The 25,369-nt window shown below is 72.3% G+C and carries 23 protein-coding genes; 11 read left to right on the top strand and 12 right to left on the bottom strand.

All coding sequences use genetic code 11. From position 1 onward, the window contains the following. Positions 1-6: 6 nt before the first annotated feature. Positions 7-300, top strand: coding sequence for a hypothetical protein (locus tag AXK60_RS18575; RefSeq protein ID WP_068982551.1), 294 nt, complete (start codon positions 7-9; stop codon positions 298-300). 10 nt (positions 301-310) lie between these two features. On the opposite strand, the gene AXK60_RS18580 is transcribed toward AXK60_RS18575, so the two are convergent. Together AXK60_RS18580 and AXK60_RS18585 are read right to left on the bottom strand one after the other, a co-directional pair. Next, a complete protein-coding gene (locus AXK60_RS18580) occupies positions 311-1,540 on the bottom strand; it encodes a metal-dependent hydrolase family protein (RefSeq protein ID WP_068573492.1) in 1,230 nt (409 codons plus the stop codon). 11 nt (positions 1,541-1,551) lie between these two features. Further along, positions 1,552-2,964: an MFS transporter gene (locus tag AXK60_RS18585; protein WP_068573493.1), complete on the bottom strand. Its 1,413-nt coding sequence runs from the start codon at positions 2,962-2,964 to the stop codon at positions 1,552-1,554. A gap of 73 nt (positions 2,965-3,037) precedes the next feature. Between AXK60_RS18585 and AXK60_RS18590 the strand changes: the two genes are divergently transcribed. The 4 genes from AXK60_RS18590 (at position 3,038) to AXK60_RS18605 (ending at position 6,395) form a co-directional block, all read left to right on the top strand. Beyond that, the gene (locus tag AXK60_RS18590; protein ID WP_068573494.1) at positions 3,038-3,334 is read left to right on the top strand and encodes a hypothetical protein; all 297 of its coding nucleotides are present in this window, start codon (positions 3,038-3,040) and stop codon (positions 3,332-3,334) included. A 62-nt stretch (positions 3,335-3,396) separates the two neighbouring features. After that, positions 3,397-4,239 carry a MurR/RpiR family transcriptional regulator gene (locus AXK60_RS18595; RefSeq protein WP_068573495.1) on the top strand — a complete coding sequence of 281 codons (843 nt, stop codon included), beginning with the start codon at positions 3,397-3,399 and terminating at the stop codon, positions 4,237-4,239. 91 nt (positions 4,240-4,330) lie between these two features. Continuing rightward, positions 4,331-5,257, top strand: a complete 927-nt coding sequence (locus tag AXK60_RS18600; RefSeq protein ID WP_068573496.1) for a metal-dependent hydrolase — start codon at positions 4,331-4,333, stop codon at positions 5,255-5,257. Positions 5,258-5,414: 157 nt separating this feature from the next. Continuing rightward, complete coding sequence (locus AXK60_RS18605) at positions 5,415-6,395, top strand: NAD(P)H-dependent flavin oxidoreductase (protein WP_068573497.1); 981 nt, start codon at positions 5,415-5,417, stop codon at positions 6,393-6,395. A gap of 13 nt (positions 6,396-6,408) precedes the next feature. Here the strand turns inward: AXK60_RS18605 and AXK60_RS18610 are convergent, their stop codons facing one another. Together AXK60_RS18610 and AXK60_RS18615 are read right to left on the bottom strand one after the other, a co-directional pair. After that, the gene (locus tag AXK60_RS18610) at positions 6,409-8,031 is read right to left on the bottom strand and encodes a hypothetical protein (protein ID WP_068573498.1); all 1,623 of its coding nucleotides are present in this window, start codon (positions 8,029-8,031) and stop codon (positions 6,409-6,411) included. Next, the gene (locus AXK60_RS18615; RefSeq protein WP_068573499.1) at positions 8,028-9,017 is read right to left on the bottom strand and encodes a GumC domain-containing protein; all 990 of its coding nucleotides are present in this window, start codon (positions 9,015-9,017) and stop codon (positions 8,028-8,030) included. Before AXK60_RS18615 ends, AXK60_RS18610 begins: the two co-directional genes overlap by 4 nt. Positions 9,018-9,147: 130 nt before the next feature. Between AXK60_RS18615 and AXK60_RS18620 the strand changes: the two genes are divergently transcribed. After that, a complete protein-coding gene (locus AXK60_RS18620) occupies positions 9,148-9,945 on the top strand; it encodes a WecB/TagA/CpsF family glycosyltransferase (protein WP_068573500.1) in 798 nt (265 codons plus the stop codon). On the opposite strand, the gene AXK60_RS18625 is transcribed toward AXK60_RS18620, so the two are convergent. Further along, complete coding sequence (locus tag AXK60_RS18625) at positions 9,905-10,948, bottom strand: glycosyltransferase family 4 protein (protein WP_068575223.1); 1,044 nt, start codon at positions 10,946-10,948, stop codon at positions 9,905-9,907. The genes AXK60_RS18620 and AXK60_RS18625 overlap by 41 nt on opposite strands. A gap of 92 nt (positions 10,949-11,040) precedes the next feature. Between AXK60_RS18625 and AXK60_RS18630 the strand changes: the two genes are divergently transcribed. From AXK60_RS18630 to AXK60_RS18640, 3 genes are read left to right on the top strand one after another with little or no spacing between them, the layout of a single operon-like run. Then, positions 11,041-12,441: a flippase gene (locus tag AXK60_RS18630; RefSeq protein ID WP_082778119.1), complete on the top strand. Its 1,401-nt coding sequence runs from the start codon at positions 11,041-11,043 to the stop codon at positions 12,439-12,441. Next, positions 12,438-14,417, top strand: a complete 1,980-nt coding sequence (locus AXK60_RS18635; protein WP_068573501.1) for a glycosyltransferase — start codon at positions 12,438-12,440, stop codon at positions 14,415-14,417. Before AXK60_RS18630 ends, AXK60_RS18635 begins: the two co-directional genes overlap by 4 nt. Before the next feature lie 8 nt (positions 14,418-14,425). Next, positions 14,426-15,454 carry a glycosyltransferase family 4 protein gene (locus tag AXK60_RS18640; RefSeq protein WP_068575225.1) on the top strand — a complete coding sequence of 343 codons (1,029 nt, stop codon included), beginning with the start codon at positions 14,426-14,428 and terminating at the stop codon, positions 15,452-15,454. Here the strand turns inward: AXK60_RS18640 and AXK60_RS18645 are convergent. Genes AXK60_RS18645 through AXK60_RS18655 form a run of 3 tightly spaced genes read right to left on the bottom strand, consistent with a single transcriptional unit; the run spans position 15,420 to position 18,951 of the window. Then, positions 15,420-16,502, bottom strand: a complete 1,083-nt coding sequence (locus AXK60_RS18645) for a glycosyltransferase family 4 protein (RefSeq protein ID WP_068573502.1) — start codon at positions 16,500-16,502, stop codon at positions 15,420-15,422. The genes AXK60_RS18640 and AXK60_RS18645 overlap by 35 nt on opposite strands. After that, positions 16,499-17,851, bottom strand: coding sequence for a glutamate-1-semialdehyde 2,1-aminomutase (locus AXK60_RS18650; RefSeq protein WP_068573503.1), 1,353 nt, complete (start codon positions 17,849-17,851; stop codon positions 16,499-16,501). The genes AXK60_RS18645 and AXK60_RS18650 overlap by 4 nt, the downstream gene beginning before the upstream one ends. Then, complete coding sequence (locus AXK60_RS18655; RefSeq protein WP_068573504.1) at positions 17,848-18,951, bottom strand: class I SAM-dependent methyltransferase; 1,104 nt, start codon at positions 18,949-18,951, stop codon at positions 17,848-17,850. The genes AXK60_RS18650 and AXK60_RS18655 overlap by 4 nt, the downstream gene beginning before the upstream one ends. A 14-nt stretch (positions 18,952-18,965) precedes the next feature. Here AXK60_RS18655 and AXK60_RS18660 point away from each other — a divergent pair, with 14 nt between their 5' ends. Continuing rightward, positions 18,966-19,520 (top strand): dTDP-4-dehydrorhamnose 3,5-epimerase family protein, encoded by a 555-nt coding sequence (locus tag AXK60_RS18660; protein WP_068573505.1) that lies wholly within the window; start codon positions 18,966-18,968, stop codon positions 19,518-19,520. Positions 19,521-19,528: 8 nt separating this feature from the next. Here the strand turns inward: AXK60_RS18660 and AXK60_RS18665 are convergent, their stop codons facing one another. The 4 genes from AXK60_RS18665 to AXK60_RS18680 are packed head-to-tail and all read right to left on the bottom strand — an operon-like array spanning position 19,529 to position 23,226. After that, positions 19,529-20,545 (bottom strand): NAD-dependent epimerase/dehydratase family protein, encoded by a 1,017-nt coding sequence (locus tag AXK60_RS18665; protein WP_068573506.1) that lies wholly within the window; start codon positions 20,543-20,545, stop codon positions 19,529-19,531. Further along, on the bottom strand, positions 20,542-21,195 hold the full coding sequence (locus tag AXK60_RS18670; RefSeq protein WP_068573507.1) for a PIG-L deacetylase family protein: 654 nt from the start codon (positions 21,193-21,195) through the stop codon (positions 20,542-20,544). Before AXK60_RS18670 ends, AXK60_RS18665 begins: the two co-directional genes overlap by 4 nt. Then, on the bottom strand, positions 21,192-21,977 hold the full coding sequence (locus AXK60_RS18675) for a glycosyltransferase family protein (RefSeq protein ID WP_068573508.1): 786 nt from the start codon (positions 21,975-21,977) through the stop codon (positions 21,192-21,194). Before AXK60_RS18675 ends, AXK60_RS18670 begins: the two co-directional genes overlap by 4 nt. 1 nt (position 21,978) lies before the next feature. Beyond that, complete coding sequence (locus AXK60_RS18680; RefSeq protein ID WP_068573509.1) at positions 21,979-23,226, bottom strand: class I SAM-dependent methyltransferase; 1,248 nt, start codon at positions 23,224-23,226, stop codon at positions 21,979-21,981. Positions 23,227-23,679: 453 nt separating this feature from the next. On the opposite strand from AXK60_RS18680, the gene AXK60_RS18685 reads away from it, so the two are divergent. Then, the gene (locus tag AXK60_RS18685) at positions 23,680-25,353 is read left to right on the top strand and encodes a sugar transferase (RefSeq protein WP_068573510.1); all 1,674 of its coding nucleotides are present in this window, start codon (positions 23,680-23,682) and stop codon (positions 25,351-25,353) included. Positions 25,354-25,369: the final 16 nt, after the last annotated feature.

Below are 25,369 nucleotides of genomic sequence, written 5' to 3' on the forward strand. Positions count from 1 at the left end.
CGCACCATGGCCACGTCGAGCACCGACCCCTCCGAGGGCGGCACCACCCCCGCAGACGGCGAGACCGTTCCCGCGGAAGGGGATTCCGGGCACGCGGTCGGGAAGGCCGTCACCGCCTTCGCGGGTACCGACCGTGAGGTCGCGGGGGAGATCGTCGAGGACTTCGGCGAGTTCACCCCCGTCGCTACAGAGTACGACGGCGAGCGGATCGCCGAGCCCGCCCGACGGTGGGCCGTGCTCAGTGACGCGGGCGACCTCGTCTTCGCGGACACCGCCGACCTGACGGCCCGCCCCGCCTGAGAAACGCGCCCTACTCGGCGATCCCGAACGCCTCGCCGCGCCGGATCACGTACCGCAAGTGGCGGTCCGGCGTCGTGAGCACCCGCACGTCGGTGAGCGGGTCACCGTCGAGCACGAGGACGTCCGCCTCCGCGCCGGGCGCGAGCGTCCCGATCCTGCCCTCCATGTTCAGCAACCGGGCCGCGGTACTGGTGGCGGCCCGGATCACGTCCAGCACGGGCTGGACCCGGGTGCGGATCTCGAACTCGTCGAGCTGGCGAACCTGAAGGCCACCGAGAAGGTCGCTGCCGTAGACGATGTCGACGCCGGCGCGATGCGCGCGGTCCAGGGCGTCGACCGCACCGTCGAGCACCTGGCCCAACTTCTCCAGCGAGCCGGCACTGAGCCCGGATGCCGGACCCGCCTGGAACATCGCCTCGTACGTGATGATGGTGGGAACGAGGAAGGCCTCCTTCTCCAGCATGAGGGCGATGGTCTCGTCGTCGATGAGGTTGCCGTGCTCCACGCACCGCGCGCCCGCCCGGAGGGCCTGATTCACGGAGCGCGGATGGTAGGCGTGCACGGTCACGTACCGGTTGTGGTTCTCGGCCTCGACCACGGCCGCGCGGATCTCCTCCTCCGTGTACTGCACCGCGTCGATCTCGTCGGCGGGCGAGGCCACGCCGCCGGAGACGACCAGTTTGAGGTGGTGTGCGCCCTTGCGGAACTCGTCGCGGGCGGCGGCGCGGACGGCGTCGGCACCGTCGGCGATCCGGGAGAACCCCGGCTGCGACTGGCAGCACGGGTGCGCGTCGTCGCTGAGCGGCCGCAGGTCGCCGTGCCCGCCGGTCTGCGAGATCGCCTTGCCGCCGAAGATCAGCCGCGGGCCGGGGAACAGGCCCTCGTCGAGCGCGCGTGCCATGCCGTGATCCGCGCCGCCCACGTCGCGGACCGTCGTGAACCCGCGCCGCAGCATCGCTCCCGCGGCGCCGAGGGCGCGCACCGTCGCGTAGCCGGGCGTCCAGTTCCCCACCTCCGCTCGGTCGATCGAGCTGAGCAGGACGTGCACGTGCGCGTCGACGAGGCCCGGCATGACGGTGCCGCCGCGGGCGTCGATGACGCGCACATCGCCCGGCACCGTGGGCGGGGCGCCGGTGCCGGTCGCGGCGATGACGCCGTCGGCGAGGTCGAGCCAGGCCCCGTCGACGCGCTCGCCGGTGGCGGCCTCGAGGGTGTGGGCGTTGATGATCAGCGTGCGCATGATGTTCTCCTTCAGACGGTTTCGGTCAGGCTCGGGGAGGCGGCTTCGAGGGCGCGGCCAGAGGTGCGCGGGCCGAAGGCCACGACCACCATGATGCCGACGGCCAGCAGCGCGACCAGGAACAGGAAGATCGCGGAGAAGCTCAGGCCCGCCGCGCTGAGGTAGCCGATGGTGATCGGCGCGAGGATGGCGCCGACCCGGCCCACGGCCGAGGCCGCGCCCATGCCCGTCGCGCGGATCGCGGTGGGGTAGAGCTCGGCGGTGTAGGTGTAGTAGACCGCCGCGGCACCGTTCACGAACGCGGCCAGCAGCGACGCCCCGACCAGCAGCATCGTCTCGCTGGACGACAGCGCGATGATCAGCGCCGACACGGTGGCCCCCGCCGCGTACGCCGCGATCAGCCACTTGCGCTCCATCCGGTCGATGAGCCGGGTCGCGAGGTAGTAGCCCGGTACCTGGGCGATCGCAGTGATGAGCGCGAACAGGAAGGACTTGGTGATGGTGAAGCCCTTCTCCGTGACCAGGAGGGTCGGCAGCCAGCTCGAGAAGCCGTAGTTGACGCCGGTGAGCACGAACCACAGGGTCCAGATCACCAGGGTGGTGCGCGCCATGGGCCCCGCCCAGAGGCCGCTCAGGCGCGCCAGGGCCGACGGCTGCGGGACCGGGGTCGGATCCGTCCCCGCTGTCCCGGGGGTGGTCGTGAGCGCCACCGGCTCGACCCCGCACTCGCTCTCGAACCGCTCGACGACCGCGACGGCCTCCTGCGTGCGCCCCTGTGCCAGCAGGTACCGGGGCGACTCGGGCATGCTGCGCCGCCACCAGAGCAGAAGGAGCACGGGCAGGGCGCAGATCACCGCCGCGATCCGCCACCCGGTCTCCGGACGGGGCGAGATCACCAGGGGCGCGACGACACCCGCGAGGATGTAGCCGAAGGACAGGAACCCGACGGTCCGCGCGACGAACTTCCCGCGCACCCGGGCGGGCAGGAACTCCGCGATGTACGGGGCGATGAGCGCGGTCTCCGCGCCGATGCCCACTCCCGCGAGGACGCGCCAGACGAACAGCTCACCGACCGAGTGCGACGTGCCCATGAGCAGGCTGCACGCGCAGAAGATCAGCAGTGACGTCAGCATGAGGCGGCGGCGGCCGAACCGGTCGGCCAGCACGCCCGCGAGCAGTGCGCCCACCAGGTAGCCGAAGAAGATCGACGACAGCAGCCAGCCCGCGGTGCCCTTCGGGATGTGCCAGACGACGATCAGCGCCGAGAGTGCGTAGCCCATGAGAGCGCCGTCGAAGGAGTCGAAGGTGTAGCCGAGCCCACCCATCACCATGAGGCGGCGGTGCGGCTTCCCGGGTTCCAGGCCGTCCAGTCGGGCGAGCAGGGCCTCGTCGGGCGGAGCGGTGGTGGGGTGTGACTGCGACATGGTTCCTCCGTCGACTGTGATCCGATTCACGCAAAGAGTAGAGGCATTGAAGGGCACATGCAATAGTTGTTGCATGCATACGGTCAGTGTCCTCACCCTCCACGTCCCGGTCGATCGCGTCGCCGCCGTCGTCGCCTACTACCGAGCGGAGCGCGTCATGGAGGTCTCCGGCGCGGCCTCGGCGCAGCTCCTCGTCGACGACGCTCGGCCGGGGTCGATCACCTGCATCGCGCACTGGACGGACGCCGACGGATACGCTCGGTGGCAGCGGGACCCGCGCCGGGACGCCTTCTCGGCGGGCATCGCCGCCGCGGCCGGCGGTGACATCACGGCTCGGGCCGAGAAGCTGCGGGTCGTTCACGCCTGCTGACCGTCGTCCGAATCGGCTGTCGTGCAGAAGGATCGGGTGATCGAACCCGGGGAGGAGACGCGGTGTCGATCGAGGCGTGGCTCGGCGAGCGCACAGCCGGCGTCGGCTTGGGCGGGCAGGCCGAACGGGTCGTTCAGGCCCTCGCGCGGGCGCCGCAGATGGCCTCGTACGCCTCGGCCCGCGAGGTCGCCGAGCGCGCCGGGGTGAACGTGTCCACGGTGGTGCGCACGGCCCAGCAGATCGGCTTCGACGGCTGGCCCGACCTCCGGGTATCGCTCCGGGCCGCCTACCTCGCGTCGTCGGCGGCCGGGGAGTCGGTCGCGCCTGCAACGAATGATGCGGCCGCGCTCATGCTGCACCAGGACGCCGCGAACCTGGCCGGTGTCGCGACGACCGAGAACATCGCCGCGATCCGGGCGATCGCGGCGGCGATCGCGGCGGCGCGGCGCACCGTCGTGATCGCGACCGGGAGCGGCGCCGGCCCGGCGCAGATCCTGGCGTACCTCGCCTCGTTCCACGGCTACGACATCCAGGTCGCCGCCGGGCCGCCCACGACCCAGGCGGTCCAGGTCGCGCCGCTCGGCCCCGAGGACTGTTTGGTGGTCGTCAACGTCTGGCGCCTCACCCGCGCGATCCGCGGTCTCACCCGGATCGCGGCCGAGCAGGGCGTGACAGTGGCGGTGCTCACCGACCTGCGCGCCTCGCCGCTGACGGCCGACGCGGCGCACGCCGTGATCACGCCCATCGAGGGCATCGACCCGGCACCGTCGCTGACGGCGATGGTGGGTGTCGTCCAGGCGATCCTGGCCGAGCTCCGTGCCCTCGCCGAACCGGACCGGCGCGGCACTGCCGGGCGGATCGAACAGGCGTGGAACAGCCTGGATCTCATGGACGACCAGGCCTGACGCCGCCCGCGGACTGATGATAGAAATCAGCCCTTGACATATCACTAGCGCCGCGACAGACTTCGGAGCGAGTTCCTACACGCTTGTATGAATGGCCCGACGGTTGGAGTCGACGATGGTGTCCCTGCGCGGCAAGACGAACGCTTCCACCGAACCGGTGGGTGTCGAGATCCACGCCCGTGACGTGGAGTTCGACTGGGAGAACGTGCCGCTCGAATGGATCCCCGGCGAGCCGGTGGCGAGCGACATCGTCAGCTCCGTGCTGCACGGCATCCTCCCGGAGGGCGAGCGCTGGTTCTGCGAGGTCTACGCCGAGGCGCTGCCGTACGTGAAGGACGAGGACCTGGCGCGGACCATGCGCGGTTTCATCGGCCAGGAGGCGATGCACGCCGAATCGCACGACCGCGCGCTCTCGGAGTACCTCCAGCGGTGCGGCATCGACACCGCGCCGATCGCCCGCCAGGCCGAGTTCATCTTCCGTCGCATCCTCGCGCCGCGCCGCTACCGATCGGACCGCGCGCAGTACAACGACATGGTCCAGCGGCTGTGGCTGATCGCCGGTATCGAGCACTACACCGCGATCCTCGGCGTCTTCGGCTTGAACAACGCGTGGGACGACTACGACGTGAACCCCGTGATGGCGGACATCTGCCGCTGGCACGGGGCGGAGGAGGTCGAACACCGGTCCGTCGCGCACGACGTGGCCACCTACTTCGACCCCAGCTACCTGCACCGTGTGCGGGCGATGCTCACGGTGGTCTTCTTCCTCGGGCTCACCCTCCATCGTTGCTCGGGGTACCTGCTGCGCAAGGACCCGAACTTCGATTACTCCTACCCGCGGCTGTGGTGGGAGTACCTCAAGGCGTCCCACAAGAAGCTGCTCCCGAAGATCCGGCAGGTCATCTGGTTCACGCTGCTCTACTTCAAGCCGAGCTTCGACCCCGCGTCCATCGGCTCCACCGCGCAGGCCGTCGCCTACCTCGCCACCTCCCCGGCCGCGCGCGGCGCGGAGCACTGACCCACGGCGCACCGTCGGGCGTCCATTGACGGCGCCCACCACCCGACGGGTGTGCGCCGGCACAACCGGAAGCGGCCCGGGACGGGGCCTCCCGACGATGACGCGCGCACCGTCGTCGGACAGACTGTGGAGAAAGGCGCACGACGAGAGGACCTCCATGATCAGGACCCGCATCACCGAGATGTTCGGCATCGACCACCCCGTGGTGTGCGGTGGCATGACCGGGCTGGGTACCGCCCCGCTCATCTCGGCGGTCGCAAACGCCGGCGCCCTGGGCTTCCTCACCGCGCTCACCCAGCCCAGCCCGGAGGCGCTCGCGGCGGAGATCAAGCGCACGCAGGAGCTCACCGACAAGCCCTTCGGCGTGAACCTGACCATCCTGCCGACGATCAACCCCGTCCCGTACGACGAGTACCGCGCCGCGATCATCGAGTCCGGCATCAAGGTCGTCGAGACCGCGGGCTCGAGCCCCGCGCCGCACCTGCCCGACTTCCAGGCCGCCGGCGTCAAGGTGATCCACAAGGCGACCAGCGTCCGCCACGCCCTCTCGGCGGAGCGCAAGGGCGTCGACGTCATCAGCATCGACGGCTTCGAGTGCGCCGGTCACCCGGGCGAGGACGACGTGCCCGGCCTGATCCTCATCCCCGCCGCCGTCCGGCAGCTGTCGATCCCGGTGATCGCGTCCGGCGGCATCGCCACCGGCAGCGGCCTCGCCGCCGCGCTCGCCCTCGGTGCCGACGCGGTGAACATGGGCACCCGCTTCATGGCCACCGTCGAGGCCCCCATCCACGAGAACGTGAAGAACCAGCTGGTCGAGAACTCCGAGCGCGACACCGTGCTGGTGTTCCGCAACTTCCACAACACCGCCCGCGTGGTGCGCAACGCCGTCTCCGAGCAGATCGTCGAGATCGGGGAGCGCCCCGGCGCCGTCTTCGACGACGTCGCCGAGCTGGCCTCCGGCGCCCGCGGCCGCGCCAACGTCCTCGCCGAGGGTCGCATGGACGACGGGATGTGGTGGGCCGGCCAGACCCAGGGCCTCATCGAGTCCGTGGACACCGTCGCGGGTGTGGTCGGCACCGTCGTCGCCGAGGCCGAGGAGATCATGGCGCGGCGACTCCCGGGTCTCGTCGTCGGCTGACGGCTCCCCGGGCTCAGCCCACCTGGAACCAGCCGGCCGAGTAGCCGCCGTCCTTGCCGCGCCCGGCCATCGCGAGCTGCATCGGCGGCATCGTCGTCCGGTGGGTACCGCGGGGCTTGTGCTCGTCCCAGGTCACGATCGCGCGCAGCATGTACCGCCCGGGCTGCAGGCCGGGCAGGTCGACGGTGTCCGTCGCCTCCGCCACCGGCGGGGTGGCGGCGAGGTCGCTGTAGGGCTGCGTCGAGACCATGGTCCGCAGCGGCGGCGCACCGTCGACTCGCGCCACCCGGCGGCCCGACTCCGTGACCACCTCGTAGGAGACCTTCCACCCGTCGTAGGTGGGCGCGGAACCGCGGTTGACCCAGTGCACGGCCGCGCGCAGTCCGGACCCGGTCGCGGTGACCTCGACCCGGTCCGCCGCGTAGCGGTAGCCGGTGTACACGGTGGCCCGCCGCCACAGCGAGTACTGCTCGTCGGTGATCCGCTCCGGCCGGCTCTGTGCCGGGAAGCCGGTGCTGGAGACCAGGGAGACGTGGCCGTTCACCACGTCGCGCAGGCCCCGGCGGTAGTAGTCGAGCACGGTGCCGCCGGACAGCAGCTGCGGCGGCCACTCGGTGATGACCGGGGCGGTGCGGAACCGCTCCGCGAGCACCCCGATCAGCGGGTCGCGCTTCTGCACGTACTCCGACCAGCGGTTCTCCGCCCAGGTGGGCAAGATCGGCAGGGCTCCCAGCGAGTCCGACCGGATGCCGACGGGGCGCCGCAGCCCGCGCAGCTCGGGGCTGTCGCGCAGTAGCAGGCCGGCGATCGCGGGGTTGCCCATGGTCGAGACGATCTGCGTGCTGGGGAAGGCCCGCAGGGTCGCGTCGACCAGGCGCTGCGCCGAGGCGTAGGTGAGGTACTGATCCCGGTACTGGCTGAAGTAGCCGAGCTCCTTCCGACTGTTCTCCGGCGACGGTGCCGGGATCTTCAGGGTGTCCCGCGCGAACGCCACGTGGTTCTCACTGAAATCGCCGTAGCCGGACATCTCGTACATCGCGACGCGCTCGTCGCGGTCGTAGCGGCGGCCCAGCGCCGCGATGAGGTCCGTGAACCGGTCCAGGTAGGCGGCGTTGTTCCACTCCGGCAGCACGTAGTGCACGCCGTCGGCGGTGCGGGTGCTGCTCGCGCCAGGCGTCGTGGCCAGCCAGTCCGGTGCCATCGACACCGTCTGGCCCTTGTCCGTCGCGTCGCAGCACGAGTCGAAGGCGGTGATCCGGAAGCCGAACTGCCGGCCCTGGGCCGCGGCGTCCGCGATGGCTCGGTCGAGCCGCGTGAAGTCGTACCGCTCGGTGTCGGGCGCGCCGGCGGCGACGGTGCGCGGGTCCTTGGGTTGCAGGATCCGCCAGGGGATCCGGACGCTCTCGAACCGCGTCCCCGGCCACGCCGGGCGGTCCCGATTCGGCTCGCTGGCCTGGGGGAACAGGTCGGTCAGGATGTTCTGGTACTGGCCGCGCATCGGGTTGACCAGGTCCGGTCCGTCGAAGTCGACGGTGCCGGGCTCGGGCGGGGGCGACGTGCACCCGGCGACGATCGCCAGCGTGAGGAGGAGCGCGACCACGCGCTTCGGCACGACGCCGCAGCGCGCAGCGCTCACCCCGAGGTGCCGAGGCGACGCGTGGCCTCGCCGTCGTCGCCGTCGAACGTGGGGAGCGGGATCTCGGACTCCTCGGAGACGACCTCCACGCGGTCCCGCCAGCGCGTCATCGCGCGCTGCTCTGCGCGGCCGGCGGGACGCGCGGGGCGGGGCGCCGCGGGGCGGGCCGGGGCGTCGGCCTCGTCCGCCGGCGGGCGTGCGATCTCGAGCCGCGACGTGGGGACCGGCGCGGACTCCTCGGTGTCGACGGATGCGGCAGCAGGTTCGACCGGAGCCTCGCCGGCCGCGGGAACGACGCCGCCCAGCGGGCTCGTCTCCTCGGCCTTCGTGCTGATCGCGGCCTCGGCGCTGCGCTTGCGCCGCGTGTCGAGGACGGCCGCGACGAGCAGGCTGACCAACAGGCCCGCCAGCGCGGCGCCCAACGCCAGCCCGCCCGCGTTGCTCAGGGCGGTGCTGCTCACCTGGGCGCCGGCCTGCGGCTCGGTGGTGGTGCGCAGGTCGGCGTAGACGCCCGGGTTGACGCCGGCGTCCTTCTGGATGCTGCGCAGTTGGTCCTGCATGAAGGCGATCAGCGCCTGCGCGCCGGCCTTGGCGGCCTGCGGATCCGTGGCGGGCATCTTGATCGTGATCTGGGGCGAGAGCTGGGAGAAGCTGGAATCACCGGCGACCGAAGCGATCGTGTAGTCCGGCGACGCCCCCGTGCGCTTCACCACTTCCCGGGCCTGCACCGACTGCGCGGAGCTGGCCAGTACCCACGCCAGCTGCGTGGTGCTGCCGGACAGGTTGGTGAAGGGGTTGAGCATTGCGTCCGACGCACCGGGCACCGACGGGATCGACGGCGGGATCACCAGCACGGCCGCCTCTGTCTCGTACTGCACCGTCGCCGAGCGGTAGCCGACCAGGCCACCGGCCACGGCGCAGGCGAGCACCACCACGATGACGAGCGGCTTCGTGAGCACCCAGCGGAGGAAGGCTGCGACATTCATCCGGTCCGACCCCGTTTCGCTCCCCGGCGGGGCGCGGGAGCCCAACCGAATGATGTGTGTGGTTGCATTCCCAGCAATCCGTCGCTTCACCTTACTATGACTTCGTGAGCATCATGGAACGGCCGGAGCCGTGAGCACGCGCAGCGCGATGCTGCTCGACGACGAGCAGGTCGTCTGCGTCACCGGCACCGACGTCCTGGACCGGATCCGGCTCCGGATCGCCGAGGGCGGTGCACGACCGCTGGCGGTGTGCTCGGTCAACGTCGACCACCTGCATCACTTCGGGCGCGGGCGGCGCAGTCTCGGGCCGCGGGTCGAGTGGCTCTCGGTGGCCGACGGTGCGCCCGTCGCCGGTCGCGGCGCGCTCGCCGCGGGGCATCCGTGGCCCCGCGTCACCGGCGCGGACCTCCTGCCCGCGATCATTGCGCTCGCGGCGGAGCTCGGTTGGCGGATCGGATTCGTCGGTGGCACCCCCGCGATGCACGCGCGGCTCGCCCCGGCGCTCGCCGAGCGGTATCCGGCGCTGACGGTGGCCGGCTACTGGGCGCCCGAGCGGGCCGAGATCGACGACCCGGCCGCGGCCGCGCGCCTGGAGGACGAGATCCGGTCGGCCACGCCGACGGTGCTCGTCGTCGGTCTGGGCAAGCCCCGGCAGGAACAGTGGATCGACGAGGCCGGGCCCGGCACCGGGGCGCAGGTGCTACTGCCCTTCGGTGCGGCCGCGGACTTCCTCGCGGGCACCGTGTCGCGGGCACCGTCGGCCTGGCAGCGCGCGGGAGCGGAATGGCTGTACCGGTTGCTGCAGGAGCCGCGCCGGCTGGGGCGTCGGTACCTGCTGCAGGGGCCCAGGGCAGCACTTCGCCTGCGTCGGGTCCGGCTGGACCGGGTCACATGGCCCGAAGCATCTCGGCCAGGTGAGCTGCCATGACCTCCGTCGTGAACCGCTCGCGCGCGGTCGCCGCGGCGCGTCGGCCCATCTCCACGCGCATGTCCTCGTCGAGCAGCAGCGTGCGGATCGCGCCCGCCATCGCGTCGGCGTCGCCGGGCGGCACGAGCAGGCCCGTCACGCCGTGCTGAACGTAATCGGAGACGCCGGGGTTGTCCGTGACCACCAGCGGACGGCCGCTGGCCATCGCCTCGAGCACGACCGTCAGGCCCGAGCCGGTCGCCGTCGGGTGCAGGGCGATCGCCACGACGGCGGCGCGTCGGTACAGCTCGCGGATGCGGCCGTTGAGCCGTTCCGTGTGCACCGTGACGAGGCCCTCGGGTGCGTGCAGGGGCAGGCTGGACGCGAGCTCGAGGGTGGTGTGCGGCACCGTCCGGCGGACCTCCTCGACCGCCGCGACCAGCGTCGGATGATCGCGGAAGCGGTCCTCGCCCGCGCTCATCACCGTGCACCCCGTCTCCGGGGCCGGCTGCTCGGTGTAGAACTCGGTGTCGATCCCCAGGGGGATGAAATGCAGGCGCTCCGGCGCGATCTTCCACTCGCTCCCGATGACGGGGAGCACCGCGGAGCACTGCGCCCACACTGCGGCCGCGCGGGGGAGGGCGCGGGCGGCGAGCGCGCCGTGCACGCGTCCGGCCGCCGCGCGGGTGGTCAGCCAGCCGATCCCCGCCGCCACGGGGGCATCGCTCCGCAGCAGCGCGGGCACGCCGGTCCGCTCGTCGTACGCGAGGACGGCATCGGCGTCGGCGAGCGAGGGCGCGCCGATCAGCTCGTAGCCATCGGTGCGGTGCCGCACGGACCGCGCCACCCGCTGCAGCAGTCGGGACCGCTCGCCCAGTTCCGACGGGGCGAAGCGCACGTCGAGGCCGTGATCGGCCAGCCGATGGAGGCCGTACGGTGAGCGATCCGGAACCTCTCCCGCCCGGTGCCGGGCGGCCCAATCAGCCGGCGACAGTCCCCCCGCCAGCGGAACCACTACTCGCATCCGAACCTCCTCTCGGCGATGAGATTAACGCCGAGGCCGAACCCACGTTGCGTGGGCGTGCCTCGGGCGGCCGGATCGCCCGGGCGTTCAGCATGCAGTTCGTGGCGCGGATCGTCGGGCTGGTGGCGTCGATCGGCACCGTCGCCCTGACGACCCGATCGCTCGGACCCGGGCCCTACGGGCAGCTCTCCGCGGCGATCATGTTCATCGGCCTGTGGAGCAGCCTGACCGAGCTCGGCATCGGCGCGGTGATCGTGCGGCGGGTCACCGGCGGCACCGGCGACCTGTCGCGTCTGGTCCGCGTCAACGCGGGCTTCTCCCTGACCTACTGCCTGCCGCTCGGGGCGGCGTCGTCGCTGTCCGGCTGGCTGCTCTACCGCGACGATCCGCTGGTCGTGGGGATGATCGCGATCATCAGCGGCAGCCTCGTGCTCACGACGCTGAGCAGCTGCGTGCAGCCGGTCTTCGTCACCGACGTGCGCTTCGGCGCGATCGCGCTGTCGGACCTGCTGGGCCGCCTGCTGTCGTTCGGGCTGACCTTCCTGCTCGTGCACGTCGGCGCCGACCTGTACTGGTACGCGCTGGTCCAGTTGATCCCGCCGCTGGTGGTGCTGCTGATCCAGGGCGGCGTCGCGCGCCGGATCGTCGACCTGCGGCCGATCTTCTCGTTCCGCGAGAGCTGGGAGCTCGTGCGCGAGAGCCTGCCGCAGACCGGCGTCCTGGTCATCGCGGCGCTGTACTGGCGTTCGGACGGTGTCCTGCTCTCGGTCCTCAGCAGTAAGGAGGAGACCGGCGCCTACAACCTTGCGTACACGGTCGCCTTCAACGCGACGGTGATCTCCACGGTGTTCCTGGCGTCCACGCTCTCGACGATGACGAACCTGTTCGCCACCGACCGCGCCCGGTTCGCGAGGTTCACCGTGCGCAGTATCCAGCTCATGCTGTTCGTCGCGGTGCCCCTGGCGGTGGCGGGTGCGCTGCTCGCGCCCGAGCTGGTCCGGCTGCTCGGCTCGGAGGACTTCGTCGCGGCGGGCGGGAGCACGCTGGGCCTGCTGTTCGTCGCCGTCGCGATCCGCCTGGTGACCGGCACCCTGAGCCAGGGGCTGTTCGCCGCGCACGACCAGGTCTTCCTGCTGCGGCTCAACATCGTGAGCCTGCTGCTCAACATCGGTCTGAACGTCGTGTTGATCCCGCAGTTCGGCGCGAAGGGCGCCGCGGCGGCCCTGGTGGTGAGCGAGCTGTTCGGCCTGGCCGTCGCGACCCGCCGCCTCGCCGGCCGGACCCCGTACCGCACGCCGTGGCTGTTCCTGGCACGACTGATCCCCGCCGTCGCCGCGGCCGCGACGGTCTGCGTCGTCGGACACGCCCTGCCGGTCCTGCTCACCGGCGCCGCCGCGGCGGTCGCGTACCTGGCCGTGAACCTGGTGCTCGGACCGGTGCGGCTGCGCGACGCCCGCGGCCTGCTCAGCTCCGAGGAAGGAACGCCGGAATGATCGCCGAACGCCCTCAGCTCTCGGGTGGGCTCCGGCTCGCCCCGCCGCCGCAGGACGGGAGCACCCGCGAGCTCGCCGTCCTGATCGTGGCCTACCGGGTACCCGCCGATGTCGCAGCCTGCCTCACCGCGGTCGCCGCGCACCTGCCCGGTGCGCCGGTCCTGGTCTGGGACAACTCGGGCCCCGACTATCCGGGCATGGGCGGGGTGCGCGCGGCGTTCCCGGCGGTCTCCTGGCACGGCGACGGTCGTAACCTCGGCTTCGCCGCGGCGGTGAACCGGTTGGCCGCCCTCGCCCCGGGGCACGACCTGCTGCTGCTCAACCCCGACGCGCTGCTCCGCGGCGGTCTCGACGCGACCCGCGCTGCGCTGCGCCGGCCCGGCGTCGCGGCCGCGGCACCGGTGATCCACGACGACCACGACGCGTCCGGACGGGGCCGCACCTGGGATGTCGCGCACCGTCGACGGGGCCTGGTGCGCGGCCTGGTCTCCCGCGCCGGCTACGCGGAGGCGCTGCGCCGGACGCCGTTCTCGGACCTGTACCCGGCCCCGCCGGAGCGGGTCGAGGGCTACCTCACGGGCGCGTGCCTGGCGATCAGCCGCGATGCGTGGGACGCGCTCGGCCCGTTCGACGAGGAGTTCTTCCTCTACGGCGAGGAGACGGACTGGCAGCGGCGCGCGCTCGACGCGGGCTGGACGCTGGAGCTGACGGGCGATGCGGGCGTGGAGCATTCGGGGCACGGCACCGTGCGCGACGATGCCGTCGCCTGGCGTCGCTCGGCCGACCTCCTGCGCGCGAACATGGCCCTGAACATCGAGCACGCGGCGGGTGCCCGCGCGGCCGGCGCGTTCCTGCTGGGGGATTCGCTCCTGGACCGGGTGCAGCGCAGCAAGCGCGCGAGCCGGCGCGTGGCCCCGCACGGCGGCCGGCCGAACGTGGTGTTCACCGTCAATCGGTTGGTGTTCGGCGGCGCTGAGCGGCACCATCTCGTCCTCGCGGGCGAGCTGCAGCGGCGCGGGTACTCGGTGACGATCGTCTGCCTGCAGCGGTTCGGGCCGCTGATCGCGGAGGCGCCCGCGGGGGTGCGGGTCGTGCGCCAGCCGTGGTGGGGCCCGCTGCTCGACCTGCCGCCCGGCCCGACCGTGCTGATCAGCGGCGACACCAACACCGAGACCGGCTTCGCCACGCTGTGGCGGGCCGGGGGTCGGGACCGGACGTGGCTGGTGGGGGCGCACATCCCGCCGGAGACGGACGGGCCCACCTATTCAGCGCCGCTCGCCGCGGCGATGCGCCGCGCCGACGGCTTCGTGGCCCTCTCGCCCGCGCACCGCGACCTCGTCTCCGCCCACCAGGCGGTGGCGAGCCGGTTCTTCGTGGCGCCCAACGGGGTCGCGGCCCGTTCCGAGCTCGACGGGGTGCCCGTGCGCCGTCCGGTCGGCGCCGTGCCGCGGCTGGTGATGCTGTCGCGGATCGTCGAGCACAAGAACCCGCACCTGTTGGTGGCGGCGCTGGCCGGACTCACCGAATTCGCCTGGGAGCTCGACATCTTCGGCGACGGCCCCGATCGCGAGCGGCTCGAGGCGCTCACCCCGCCCGAGCTCGCGGGCCGGGTCCGCTGGCGCGGCTGGTCGCCCGGCCCGGAGCAGGCCCTCGCCGACGCCGACCTCGTGTGCGTCCCGAGCGGCTCCGAGGCCTTCCCGATGGTGATCCTCGAAGCGATGGCCCTGCGCGTGCCGGTCGCGGCCTCGGCCGTGTGCGCCGTCCCGGACATGCTCGACGACGGTGCCGCCGGCGCCCTGGTGCACGACATCACCGTCGAGGGCTGGCGGGAAGCGCTGCGCGCCCTGCTCTCCCGCACGCAGGAGTGGTCGGCCCTGGGGGATCGTGGCTTCGCGCGGATGCGCGAGCAGTACACGGTCGAGGCGATGGCCGACGCCTACGAGGCCGCCCTCGCCGGGGCGGCGGTGCGCACATGACCGGCCGGGTGCTCTGGCTCTCGCCGTGGATGCGGCCGCTGGCCCGCGTCTACTGCGAGCGGCTGATCGCCGCGGGGTGGGAGGTCGTGCTGGTCACCTCGGACCGGCACCCCGAGTCCGACGGTGCGCGGCCCTACGAGCGGGTCCTCGACCCGCGGCCCAAGACCGCCGGCACGTGGCCGGAGTTCGCGCGGGAGCTGCGGCGCGCCAGGGCCTTCCGCCCGGACGTGGTGGTCACCGAGCTCGTCCGCGACCCGCGGTGGATCGCCCTCGCCGGCACGGCGCCGCGGATGAACCTCGTCCACGACGACCGCCCGCACGGCGCCGACGAGGAGCTGCCCGGCTGGGAGCGGCGGTTGTTCGGGCGGTGGAACGCGCGTGCCGCGTCGACGGTCGCGTTCAGCGACTTCGTCGCCCGCGAGGTCGGAGCGTCGGCCGTCGCGCCGCTCACCAGCGACCTCGACGACGCCCTGGTGCCGCCCGTCGTGCCGGCGGCGGACCGTCGGAACTTCCTGGCGGTGGGCCGGCTCTCCGCCTACAAGAACCTCGACGTGACGCTCGCGGCGTGGGAGCGGCACGTGAACGGGCCCGGTTGGCGCGGTGACGAACTGGTCCTCATCGGCGACGGCCCGGACCGGGACCTCGGGAAGGCTGTGCGGTGGCGCCGCGGCCCGTACTCCTACGCCGAGGTGACCGGCGATCTCGCAGCCGCGAAGGGCTCGGTGGCCCACTACCGGCGTGCCACGCAGAGCGGCGTGCAGGTGCTGGCGATGCAGCTCGGGGTGGTCCCGATCGTCTCCGACGCCGGTGCCCTGCCGGAGTTCCAGCCGCCCGGCGAGGAGCCGATCGGTGTGGACGACGTGGCCGGCCTCGCCCGCGCCTTCGATGCGCTCGCCGACCCGGAGGCCGCCGCGCGGCGCGGTGGCGCGGCCCGCGAGCACTACCTCCGGCGCTGCGCCTCGACGGTGTCCGCTGCGGCGCTCGGAGCCGAACTGGAGCGGGTCATCGCCGCGCGAGCGAGGTCCACAGCGCGCTGAGCCGGTCGTGCCACTCGGCGATATCGAAGTCGGCGGCGCGAGCGCGGGCACCGTCGGACAGCCGTCGCCGCAGAGCGGGATCCTCGACGAGACGGGTCAACGCCGCGGCGAGCGCGGGCACGTCGCCCGGCGGCACGAGCAGCCCGTCGCGGCCGTCGACAACGGCCTCCGGGATGCCGCCGACGGGAGTGGTCAGCGGCACCAGGCCGGCGGCCATCGCCTCGAGCAGGGCCATCGGCAGGCCCTCGTCGTAGCTGGGCAGGGCGAGGACCTCGGCCGCGGCGAGCAGCTCGTCGCGCTCGGCGGGGCCGGCCCAGTCCCGCACCGTCACCGCCGCGCCGAGGGGCTCCGCGGCAGCCCGCACCTGCGTGACCTCGCCGTCGCCGGCGAGCGTGACGTGCAGCAGGTCCCGCACGGCCGGTTCGAGTTCCGCGATCGCGGAGATCAGGTCGTAGCTGCCCTTGCGCACGCCGAGCCGGCCGAGGGCGAGCACCTCGACCCTCGCGGCACCGTCGGGCCCGGGTGCGGAAGCGTCGAGTGCGGCCGGGGGGACGGGGTTGTAGAGCACCTCGACCCGCGCGGGGTCGAGCCGCAGTGCCGCGGCGTACTCGACGGCGAGGCCCGCGCCCAGAACCAGCCAGTGGTCGGCCGGCAGCGCCGCCCGGACGAGGGACCGAGCGGGGGCGGGCAGCCGGGCCATCCAACCGCCGAAATCGAAGCTGTGCCCGTGCACGACCGCCGGAACGCCGCGCAGGCGCGCCGCCCACAGCAGCGGGGCCTTGCGCAGCACGCTGCCCCCGTGTGAGAGGTGCACGTGCAGGACGTCCGCATCGCCGCGCGCGACGGCGACGGTGCCGCGCGCCATGCCCGCCAGTCCCACCCGGATCCGTTTCGCGGTGGGCGCGTCGACGTAGGTGGTGAGCAGTCGTACCTCGATGCCCGGGTCGGTGATCGCGGCCATGTGCCCGATGACGGTGGCCATGCCGCCCCGGCTCGTCGGGCCGGGCGGCGCGGGGCCCACGACGAGGACCCGGATCGGTGGCGTCACCGGGCGGCTCCGCCGGGCAGGCGCCGCGGCGCGGCGGTGCGGCGCAGCGCGGGTGCCACGGGGCGACCCTGGAGGAGCCCGTCGACGGTGCCCGCCTCGAGCGCCTGCCGGTACACCGTCAGCGCGCCGGCGGCCGCGCGGATGGTGTGGTCGATGTCGGCGTCGGTGTGCGCGGCGGAGACGACGAAGGACTGGCCCAGTACGCCGCGGCGCAGCAGTTCCTGCAGGAACAGGGTGCGGAACGCCTGCGACGGTGCGCCGTCGGCGTCGCGTGTGGTGAACACCAGGCACGAGGGCCTGCCGATCGCGGCGACCGCGTCACCCACGCCCGCCGCCGCGGCTGCCGCGTTCACGCCGTCCGCCAGGCGGCGGCCTGCGCGTTCCATCGCACTCACCGGGTCCGTCTCCCGATAAGCGCGGGCCACGGCGCGGAAGGCGGTGAGCGACATCGACTCCGGCCCGTGCGTGGTGGACAGCAGGAACACCCGGTCGGCGTCCGTGTTCAGTCCGCCGAGCTCCATGAACTCGCGCTTGCCGGCGAGCGCGGCGATCGGGAAGCCGTTGCCCATGGCCTTGCCCCAGCAGGACAGGTCGGGAGTGACGCCGTAGACCGACTGCGCCCCGTGCGGCGACCAGCGGAAGCCGGTGATCATCTCGTCGAAGACGAGCAGCGCGCCGTGCTCGTCGCACAGTGCCCGGACCTCCTCCAGGAAACCGGGTTCCGGCTCGGCGAGCGCGGTCGCAGCTTCCAGGAAGACGGCGGCGATGCGTCCCTGGTGCTCCGCGAACCGGGCGCGCAGGGATGCCGCGTCGTTGTAGCCGAAGCGCACTGTGAGATCGCTGGTGGCCGCCGGGATTCCGGCGTTCATGTCGGTGGCGCCGATGAACCAGTCGTCCACCGAGAAGAAGGGCTGCTCGCAGACGGCGACCAGGTCGCGGCCGGTGACGGCGCGCGCCAGGCGCAGGGCGGCGGTGGTGGCGTCGGACCCGTTCTTGGCGAACTTCACCATCTCCGCGGTGGGCACGAGGTCCAGGAAGTCCTCGGCGGCGGCGAGTTCCGTCACCGTCGGGCGGCTGAAGTTGAGGCCGGCGTCGAGGACCGATCGGACGGCGTCGACGACCGGGGCGTAGCCGTGGCCCAGGGTCACGGCGCGCAGGCCCATGCCGTACTCGACGTACTCGTTGCCGTCGGCGTCCCAGACGCGTGCGCCGCTGCCGCGGACGAGCACCGGCGGCATGAACTCGGGGTACTGGTCCGCGCCGCGGGCGTAGGTGTGCGCGCCGCCCGGCACGAGGGCGTGCAGGCGGTCCTGCAGGCGGCGGGACTCGTCGAAGACGGGCTCGGTCACGACAGTTCGTCCTCCGTCACCAGGCGCCCGCGCAGCGCGGGGTACGCCTCGGTGATCTCGTCGTAGAGGTCCGGCAGGGTCAGGAACACGGGGCCCGTGGTTGCGTCGAGCGCCTCGGGCGCGACGATCGGCACGTCGGTGCCGGGCATGCGGCGGCCCTGCTTGGTGGGCGAGGCGTCGGCGATGCAGGACATCCTGCTGCGATCCAACCCGGCCAGGGCGAACAGCGCGACGGCGCGGGAGGCGGCGCCGTACGCCGCAACGGTCTCACCGCCGGCCGCGGCGCGGTCGACCCAGTTCCGCAGGGCGCGAGCCTGTTCGCGCGGCGCGTCGGCCAGTGGGCGGAGGCCCTCGGGTTCCGTCAGGCGTGCGGTGCGTTCGTCCCGCAGGATCCGCTCGACGCCGGCGCTGCGGTGGGTCGGCGCGGCCCCGCTGTGCCGGATGGCGAGCAGTACGGTGCCTCCGTAGAGGTCGAACTCGAAGGCGCGCACCGGCTCCAGACCGGCATCCCCGAGTAGTCGCAGCAGCGCGGAGAGCGTGTAGTAGCCGAAGTGGCCGTGCCGCAGCGCTGTCCACTGCCGGTGCGCGACGATCGATCCGAGGGGCTGATACTGCAGGAGGAGAACGCCGCCGGGTGCGACGGCGGCCGCCCGCGCCGCGAAGGCAGCGCGTTGGTCGGGCTCATGCATGATGCCGAAGCAGTCGAGCACGACATCCGCGGGCGCCTCATCGTCGGTGACGGCGAACCCCCGGTCCGCCAGCAGTGGGAGCCAGGTCCCGCCGTGCGGACTCCCGAACTCGCGCACCGTCGAACCGGCCAACAGCCCGGCGGCCGCCACCCGGTTCACCGCGTCCGCGGCCTGCTCGCGCAGGGCGCGGGGCTCCACGCCCCGCGGCTCGTCGGCGACGGTGTCGTCGTCGGCGAGCTGCGCGAGACCGCAGTCGCCGCACAGGTCCATGGCCGACGGGTGCGCGGACTCGTCCGGGGAGACCGGGGAATCGGCGGGCGGGAACAGGTCCGCCGCGGGCACCCGACCCAGGTCGAGCACCCGGGTCAGGTCGGGGGAGCCGCAGCCGCGGCACGTGCGGGACGAGATCATGGCACAGTACTCCCATGCAGATCCGTGAGACCGAGCTCGCCGATGTGGTCCTGTTCGTCCCCGTGCCGCACGTCGACGACCGGGGCCTGTTCACCCGCACGTTCGACGCGGAGGTCTTCGACGCGCACCTCGGGGAGGACGGTGCCGCAGCGCGATTCGTGCAGGACTCGCAGTCGCGGTCCGTGCGCGGCGTGCTGCGCGGGATGCACGGCCGGTCCGGGCGCGGCGAGGCGAAGCTGGTGCGCAGCGCCCGAGGTGCGGTGCATGACGTGCTGGTGGACGCGCGGCCGCACTCGCCGACCTTCGGTCGATCGCAGGCCTTCCGGCTGGACGACATCGAGTTCCACACCCTGTACGTGCCGCCGGGCTTCCTGCACGGGTTCCAGGCCCTGACCGACGTGGCGGACGTGTGCTACCGGATCGACCGGCCGCACGACCCCGCCGAGGACCTCGCGGTGCACCACTCCGACCCCGACCTGGCGCTCGACTGGCCGCTCACGACGTCGATCGTCTCGCCCCGCGACCGCGCGGCCGGCTCGTGGGCCGACCTGCGGTCGCGGCTGGGCTGAGCGCACCGTCATCGACGGCGCATCGATCCGTCGATCGCACCGCCGGCCTGCAGGCCCTTGAGCACCGCGAGCCGCGTGAAGTCCTGGTGGAAGGAGTGCTCCGTGAGCCCGTACTCGGTGTACGCCTTGTGCAGCTCCGCGGCGCCGTCGGGCACCGTCCACTGCGCCTCGAAGCCCAGTTCGTCACGGGCACGGGAGAAGTCGACGCGGTACGAGCGGGGGTCGTTGCCGGCCTCGCCGGTGATCCGCACAGCTGCGCCGGGGACCACGTCGACCACGGACTGCGCGATCTGCGCGACCGTCACGTTGTTGGCCTCCGTGCCCACGTTGTAGGCGCGCGCCGAGACCGTCTCCTTCGGCGCGGTGAGGCACACCGCGAAGGCCCGCGCGATGTCCTGCGCGTGCACCAGCGGCCGCCACGGGGTGCCGTCGGAGAGCACCAGCACCTCGCCGGTGAGGACGGCGTAGCCCATCAGGTTGTTGAGGACGATGTCCGCGCGCAGGCGGGGCGAGAAGCCGAAGGCGGTGGCGTTGCGCAGGAAGACGGGGGTGAAGTCGGCATCGGCGAGCGCGGCCGCGTCGTCCTCGACCCGCACCTTGCTGATCGCGTAGGGGGTGATCGGGTTGAGCGGCGCTTCCTCGTCGACGAGACCCTCGCCCGCGGCGCCGTACACCGAGCACGTCGAGGCGTACAGGAAGCGGGAGACGCCCGCCTCCTTCGCCAGCCGTGCCAGCCGGCTCGACGCCGCGTGGTTGATGTCGTAGGTGATCTCCGGCGCGAGCGAGCCGAGTGGATCGTTCGACAGGGCCGCGAGGTGGATCACCGCGTCGAAACCCTGGAGCTCCTCGACCGTCACGTCGCGCAGGTCCGTGGTCAGCGTCGGCGGGTCGTCCACCGCCGGGCCGAGCACGCGGTCGGCGAACAGGCCCGAGTCGAGGCCCGTCACCTCGTGCCCCTCGGCGCGCAGGACCGGTGCCATGACCGTGCCCAGATACCCCTGGCTGCCCGTGAGCAGGACCTTCATCGATCTCCTCCGAATCGGATGATTGCTTTCTCCAGCATGAATCCCTCGGCGTAGGTCGCGCGGCACTGGATGCCGCGCAACCGGGCCAGGCCGAGGAAGGCGTCGTCGTCGAACCAGTCGTGCGCGGTCTGCGACGGATAGTGCTCCGCGAGCAGCCGCGCCTTCGCCATCGCCGAGTACGGCGAGAGTGGGTTGAGCAGCGTGGGCCGTGGAGTGTCGGTCTCCCACTTGAGGATCTCGTAGCCCAGCACCAGGTGGTCACGGAACTCGGTGGGGACCAGCTCGGCCAGCTGGCGGTGGTCCTGGTGCGCGTCGCCGCGGTGCGGTGCGAACACGACATCGGGCTCGGTGGAGCGGCGGAACGTCGACAGCAGCGACTTCGCGCGCTCCCAGTGGGCCGGCGCCCGGCCGTCCGGGAGGTCCAGCACCGTCACGTGCAGCTCCGCCTCGGGCGTGAAGGCGGCCAATGCGGACCGCTCCTCCGCCTCGCGGGGCGTGCCGGCGCCGCTACCGATGAACGCGCGGACCCGCAGCCCCGGGTTGGCCTCCGCCAGTTGAAGGAGCGTGCCGCCCATGCCGATCGCGATGTCGTCGCAGTGCGCGCCGAGCACCGCGATCTCGGACAGGCGGCCGGTGAACAGGTCGATCATGGCGCGACGGGGGTCTGCCACACCATCCACGGCCGGTCGCCGCGCGCGTAGCCGGCGTCGAGGTCGGCGCGCTCCTTGAAGGTGTCGGCGGGCTTCCAGAAGCCGCGGTGCTGGTAGCCCAACAGCTTCCCCTCCTTGGCCAGCGCCGTGCACGAGTCGGCGACGAGATCGCCGCCGGGCGGCAGGTGGTCGAAGACCTCCTGGGTGAGCACGAAGTACCCGCCGTTCTCCCAGATCGGGAACTCGGACACGGGCGTGATCCCGGTGACCTTCGAGGCACCGTCGACGTCCACGCAGTGGAACGAGGACTGCGGCGGGACCAGGAGCATCGAGGCGGCCGATCCCGTCTCGCGGACCCGGTCGATGATGTCGTTCATCGGGGCGTCGCTCAGCACGTCGGCGTAGTTCGCGAGGAAGTACTCGTCACCGTCGAGGTACGGGCGGGCGCGCCGGAGCCGTTCTCCGATGGCCGATTCCAGCCCGGTATCGACGAAGGTGATCGACCAGTCGCTCATGTCGGTCGACAGCAGCTCCACCTCGCCGCCGCGCATGACGAAGTCGTTGGACTCGGTCTCGCGGTAGTTCAGGAAGTAGTCCTTGATGTGCTGGGCGCCGTAGCCCAGGCAGAGGACGAAGTCCTTGTGGCCGTAGTGCGCGTAGTAGCGCATGACGTGCCAGATCAGGGGTCGCGGCCCGACGAGCTGCATGGGCTTGGGCACCGCGTCGTCGGCGGCGTTTCGCATGCGCATGCCGTAGCCTCCGCAGAACAGGACGACCTTCATCTCAGACCTCCGTGACTGCGGCGTGCGGCCGCGCGGCGTGCAGGTGGGGCATCGGATAGACCAGCTCGGTGCCGGCATCGACGAGATGCCGTAGCTGCTCGGTGATCTCGGTCTCGAGGTTCCACGGCAGGACCACCACGACGTCCGGGCGATCCGAGTCGAGGCGCTCGGGCTCGTGGATCGGGATCCGCGCGCCGGGCGTGAACCGGCCGTGCTTGTACGGGTTCCGGTCCACGGTGTACTCGAGCAGGTCGGTCCGGATGCCGCAGTAGTTCAGCAGGGTGTTGCCCTTACCGGGCGCGCCGTAGCCCGCGATCCGCTTGCCCTCGGCGCGGCGCTCGAGCAGGAAGCGCAGCAGGTCCTGCCGCGCGCGCTCGGCCAGCGCCTGCACGCCCGCGTACCCGGCGAGGTCGTGCAGGCCCGCCTCCTCCTCGGCGCGCAGCACCGCGCGCACCCGGTCCGACGGTGCCTGCGCCACCCCGTCCGGCCGCGCCCAGACGCGGATCGAGCCGCCGTGCGTGGGGATCGTCTCGACGTCGACGACGGTCAGCCCCGCGGTCGCGAGCGCGCGCTGCGCCGTCAGCACCGAGTAGTACTGGAAGTGCTCGTGATAGATCGTGTCGAACTGGCCCTCGGCGACGAGAGGAAGCGCGTGGTGCACCTCGATGCTCAGCCAGCCGTCGTCGGCCAGGAGCCCGCGCAGGCCCTGCGTGAAGCCCAGCAGGTCCGGGATGTGGGCGTAGACGTTGTTGGCGACCACGAGATCTGCGGGGCCGTGTTCGGCGCGCACCGCCGCGGCGGTCTCCGGGCCGAGGAAGGCGGTCACCGTCGGGACCCCGCGCTCGCGGGCGGCCTCGCCGACGTTGACCGAGGGTTCGATGCCCAAGCACGGGACACCGGCGGCGACCGCGTGCTGCAGCAGGTAGCCGTCGTTGCTGGCGACCTCGACGACGAGGCTGTCGGCGTCGAGCCCCAGCCGGTCGATGGACGTCTCGACGAAGCGCCGTGCGTGGTCGACCCAGCTGGCGGAGAACGACGAGAAGTACGCGTACTCCGAGAAGGTCTCCTCCGGGATGATCAGGGCGGGGATCTGGAGCAGGAGGCACTCCTCGCAGATCCGCAGGTGCAGCGGATAGGTCGGCTCCGGCAGGTCGAGCTCGTCCGCCGTGAGGAACTTCTCACAGGGCGGTGTGGCTCCGAGATCGACCACACTCCGCAGTCGCGACGAACCGCACAAACGGCACTGCATGATGGATTCCGTAACTGTCGACGGGGCGCTTCGGGATCTGAGCATAGTCTCTCAGACTTTTCTGGTTGCAAATGGCTATTGATGTTGCGATCGCAATTCTGAACGTCTACGGTGGCTAACGACAGTCACTCGAATCCGTCTCCGTCCACCGTCGAGAACCGGCGGTCCGGACGCCGGAGGGTCGAGGTCGGTAGGCGGACGCATGCACCGTCAACAGCGGAGTATCAGCGCTTCGGCCTCGTCGCCGCCCTCGTCCTGCGGGTGGAGGGTGCGGCGTCCCCCGGGGCTTCGCGCCTCGTCGCGGCGCACCGAACCCGGTGCGGCGTGAGGGCCGGGTGTCGGCGCGTCCTCGCTGGTAATTCACAGTTGCAATGGCATTGATCGCCGATTGTGATTGCCGACGAGGTATTCGCACCGTGGCGTGCCCCGGCACCTGATTCGGAGAGGCGGGACATGTCGATCGACACCTGGACCGACGCGCGTGCGCCGCGAGCCACCGTGCTCACCACCCTCATCGCCCCCGCGCCCGACGCCGCCCCGCTGCCCGCGCCCTCGACGGTGCCGGAGGTCCCCGAGGCCGTCCGCCCGAGCGCCCCGGCACCGCAGTCCACCGTGGACCCGCTGGTAACGACCCTCGACATCCCGGTCGCACTCGACCCCCCTGCAGCGCTCGACGCCGGCGTGGCGGTCCCCGTCGGCTCGTCGTCGACCCGCGCGGCCGCGGACGCGTATCGCGCGAGGCTCTCCCGCTGGATCCTCGCCGCGGACGGCACGATCGCCTTCATCGCCGCGTGCGCGGGCCTGATCGTCGGACTGCGACAGGGCGCCGACCCGACCCTGCTCGTCGTTCTCGTCATCGTCGTGCATCTGCTCTGGTTCCATCAGCTGACCCGCACGCGGCCGATGGACATTCCGCTGCTCCGTCTGGGGTCGGCCGAACTACGGCGTGTGTTCGGCACCGTCCGGCTCGTGTTCGGCCCGTTGGTCGTGGTCGAGGTGCTGTTCCCCGCCTTCCTGCCGCACTCCCTCGTCGTCGTCTCCGGTCCCGTCGCCCTGGGCGGGATCCTGCTCAGCCGCATCTGGTTCCGCCGCCGCCTCGGTCGCACGGACTCGGGCGCCGTGGGCGCACCCACCCTCATCGTCGGCGGCTACGCGTCGGCCACCGCCTCCGTGCGGAGCATGCTGCGCGCCGAGTACGCGGGCGCCCGGATCGTCGGGGTGTGCCTACCGCCCGGTGACGCGACGGCCGTCGACGCGATCGAAGTGCGCGGTGCCCGGATCCCCGTCGTGGGGACCGACCGCACCGTCCTCGAGGCGGTTCATGAGACCGGAGCGGGCGTCGTCGTGCTCACTGCCACCGACTCGCTCGGCCCGGACGACGTGCGTGATCTGATGTGGCAGCTCGCCGAGGACGGTGTGGAGCTGGTCGTCACCGCAGGCATCGCCGACGTCGCAGGCAGCCGGATCGTCAGCCAGCCGCTCGGGCAGACGCCGATGATGTACATCGCGGCCCCGAAGCCGAGCCGGTCGTTCGGCCTGGGGAAGCGGCTCCTCGACCTCACCGTGGCCGCAGTCGGCCTGGTGCTGACGGCGCCCGTGATGGTCGCGGTCGCCGTTGCGATCAAGATCGACAGCCGCGGGCCGGTCTTCTACCGCGCCACCCGCGTCGGGTCCGGCGGCGCCCTCTTCGACATGATCAAGTTCCGCAGCATGTACATCGACGCCGACGCGCGCCGCGACGTCCTGTCCGGCGAGAACGTCGGTGCGGGACCACTGTTCAAGGTGAAGGACGACCCGCGGGTGACCCGGGTCGGGCGTGTCATCCGCCGGTACAGCCTCGACGAGCTGCCGCAGTTCTTCAACGTGCTGCGCGGCGAGATGGCCGTCGTCGGCCCGCGGCCCGCGCTCGCCCACGAGGTCGAGCAGTACCCGCCCGTGATGCGGCGTCGCCTGCTGGTCAAGCCCGGCGTGACTGGTGCGTGGCAGGTCAGTGGTCGCTCCGACCTCTCCTGGGACGAGTCGATCCGGCTCGACGTGGGGTACGTCGAGAACTGGTCCCTCGGCCAGGACATCAGCATCATCGCCCGCACGGTCAAGACGGTGCTCACCTCCGACGGCGCGTACTGACGGGCCGTATCGTCGT

This window comes from Tsukamurella pseudospumae (assembly GCF_001575195.1).
Classification (GTDB): Bacteria; Actinomycetota; Actinomycetes; order Mycobacteriales; family Mycobacteriaceae; genus Tsukamurella; species Tsukamurella pseudospumae.

Excerpts from the sequence above, each read along its gene's own strand:
- AXK60_RS18575 (WP_068982551.1), top strand. The coding sequence starts at position 7 with ATGGCCACGTCGAGCACCGACCCCTCCGAGGGCGGCACCACCCCCGCA.
- AXK60_RS18630 (WP_082778119.1), top strand. The coding sequence starts at position 11,041 with ATGCAGTTCGTGGCGCGGATCGTCGGGCTGGTGGCGTCGATCGGCACC.
- AXK60_RS18605 (WP_068573497.1), top strand. The coding sequence starts at position 5,415 with ATGATCAGGACCCGCATCACCGAGATGTTCGGCATCGACCACCCCGTG.
- AXK60_RS18660 (WP_068573505.1), top strand. The coding sequence starts at position 18,966 with ATGCAGATCCGTGAGACCGAGCTCGCCGATGTGGTCCTGTTCGTCCCC.
- AXK60_RS18580 (WP_068573492.1), bottom strand. The coding sequence starts at position 1,540 with ATGCGCACGCTGATCATCAACGCCCACACCCTCGAGGCCGCCACCGGC.
- AXK60_RS18600 (WP_068573496.1), top strand. The coding sequence starts at position 4,331 with ATGGCCCGACGGTTGGAGTCGACGATGGTGTCCCTGCGCGGCAAGACG.
- AXK60_RS18590 (WP_068573494.1), top strand. The coding sequence starts at position 3,038 with ATGCATACGGTCAGTGTCCTCACCCTCCACGTCCCGGTCGATCGCGTC.
- AXK60_RS18635 (WP_068573501.1), top strand. The coding sequence starts at position 12,438 with ATGATCGCCGAACGCCCTCAGCTCTCGGGTGGGCTCCGGCTCGCCCCG.
- AXK60_RS18670 (WP_068573507.1), bottom strand. The coding sequence starts at position 21,195 with ATGATCGACCTGTTCACCGGCCGCCTGTCCGAGATCGCGGTGCTCGGC.
- AXK60_RS18685 (WP_068573510.1), top strand. The coding sequence starts at position 23,680 with ATGTCGATCGACACCTGGACCGACGCGCGTGCGCCGCGAGCCACCGTG.
- AXK60_RS18585 (WP_068573493.1), bottom strand. The coding sequence starts at position 2,964 with ATGTCGCAGTCACACCCCACCACCGCTCCGCCCGACGAGGCCCTGCTC.
- AXK60_RS18655 (WP_068573504.1), bottom strand. The coding sequence starts at position 18,951 with ATGATCTCGTCCCGCACGTGCCGCGGCTGCGGCTCCCCCGACCTGACC.
- AXK60_RS18665 (WP_068573506.1), bottom strand. The coding sequence starts at position 20,545 with ATGAAGGTCCTGCTCACGGGCAGCCAGGGGTATCTGGGCACGGTCATG.
- AXK60_RS18680 (WP_068573509.1), bottom strand. The coding sequence starts at position 23,226 with ATGCAGTGCCGTTTGTGCGGTTCGTCGCGACTGCGGAGTGTGGTCGAT.
- AXK60_RS18615 (WP_068573499.1), bottom strand. The coding sequence starts at position 9,017 with ATGAATGTCGCAGCCTTCCTCCGCTGGGTGCTCACGAAGCCGCTCGTC.
- AXK60_RS18675 (WP_068573508.1), bottom strand. The coding sequence starts at position 21,977 with ATGAAGGTCGTCCTGTTCTGCGGAGGCTACGGCATGCGCATGCGAAAC.
- AXK60_RS18625 (WP_068575223.1), bottom strand. The coding sequence starts at position 10,948 with ATGCGAGTAGTGGTTCCGCTGGCGGGGGGACTGTCGCCGGCTGATTGG.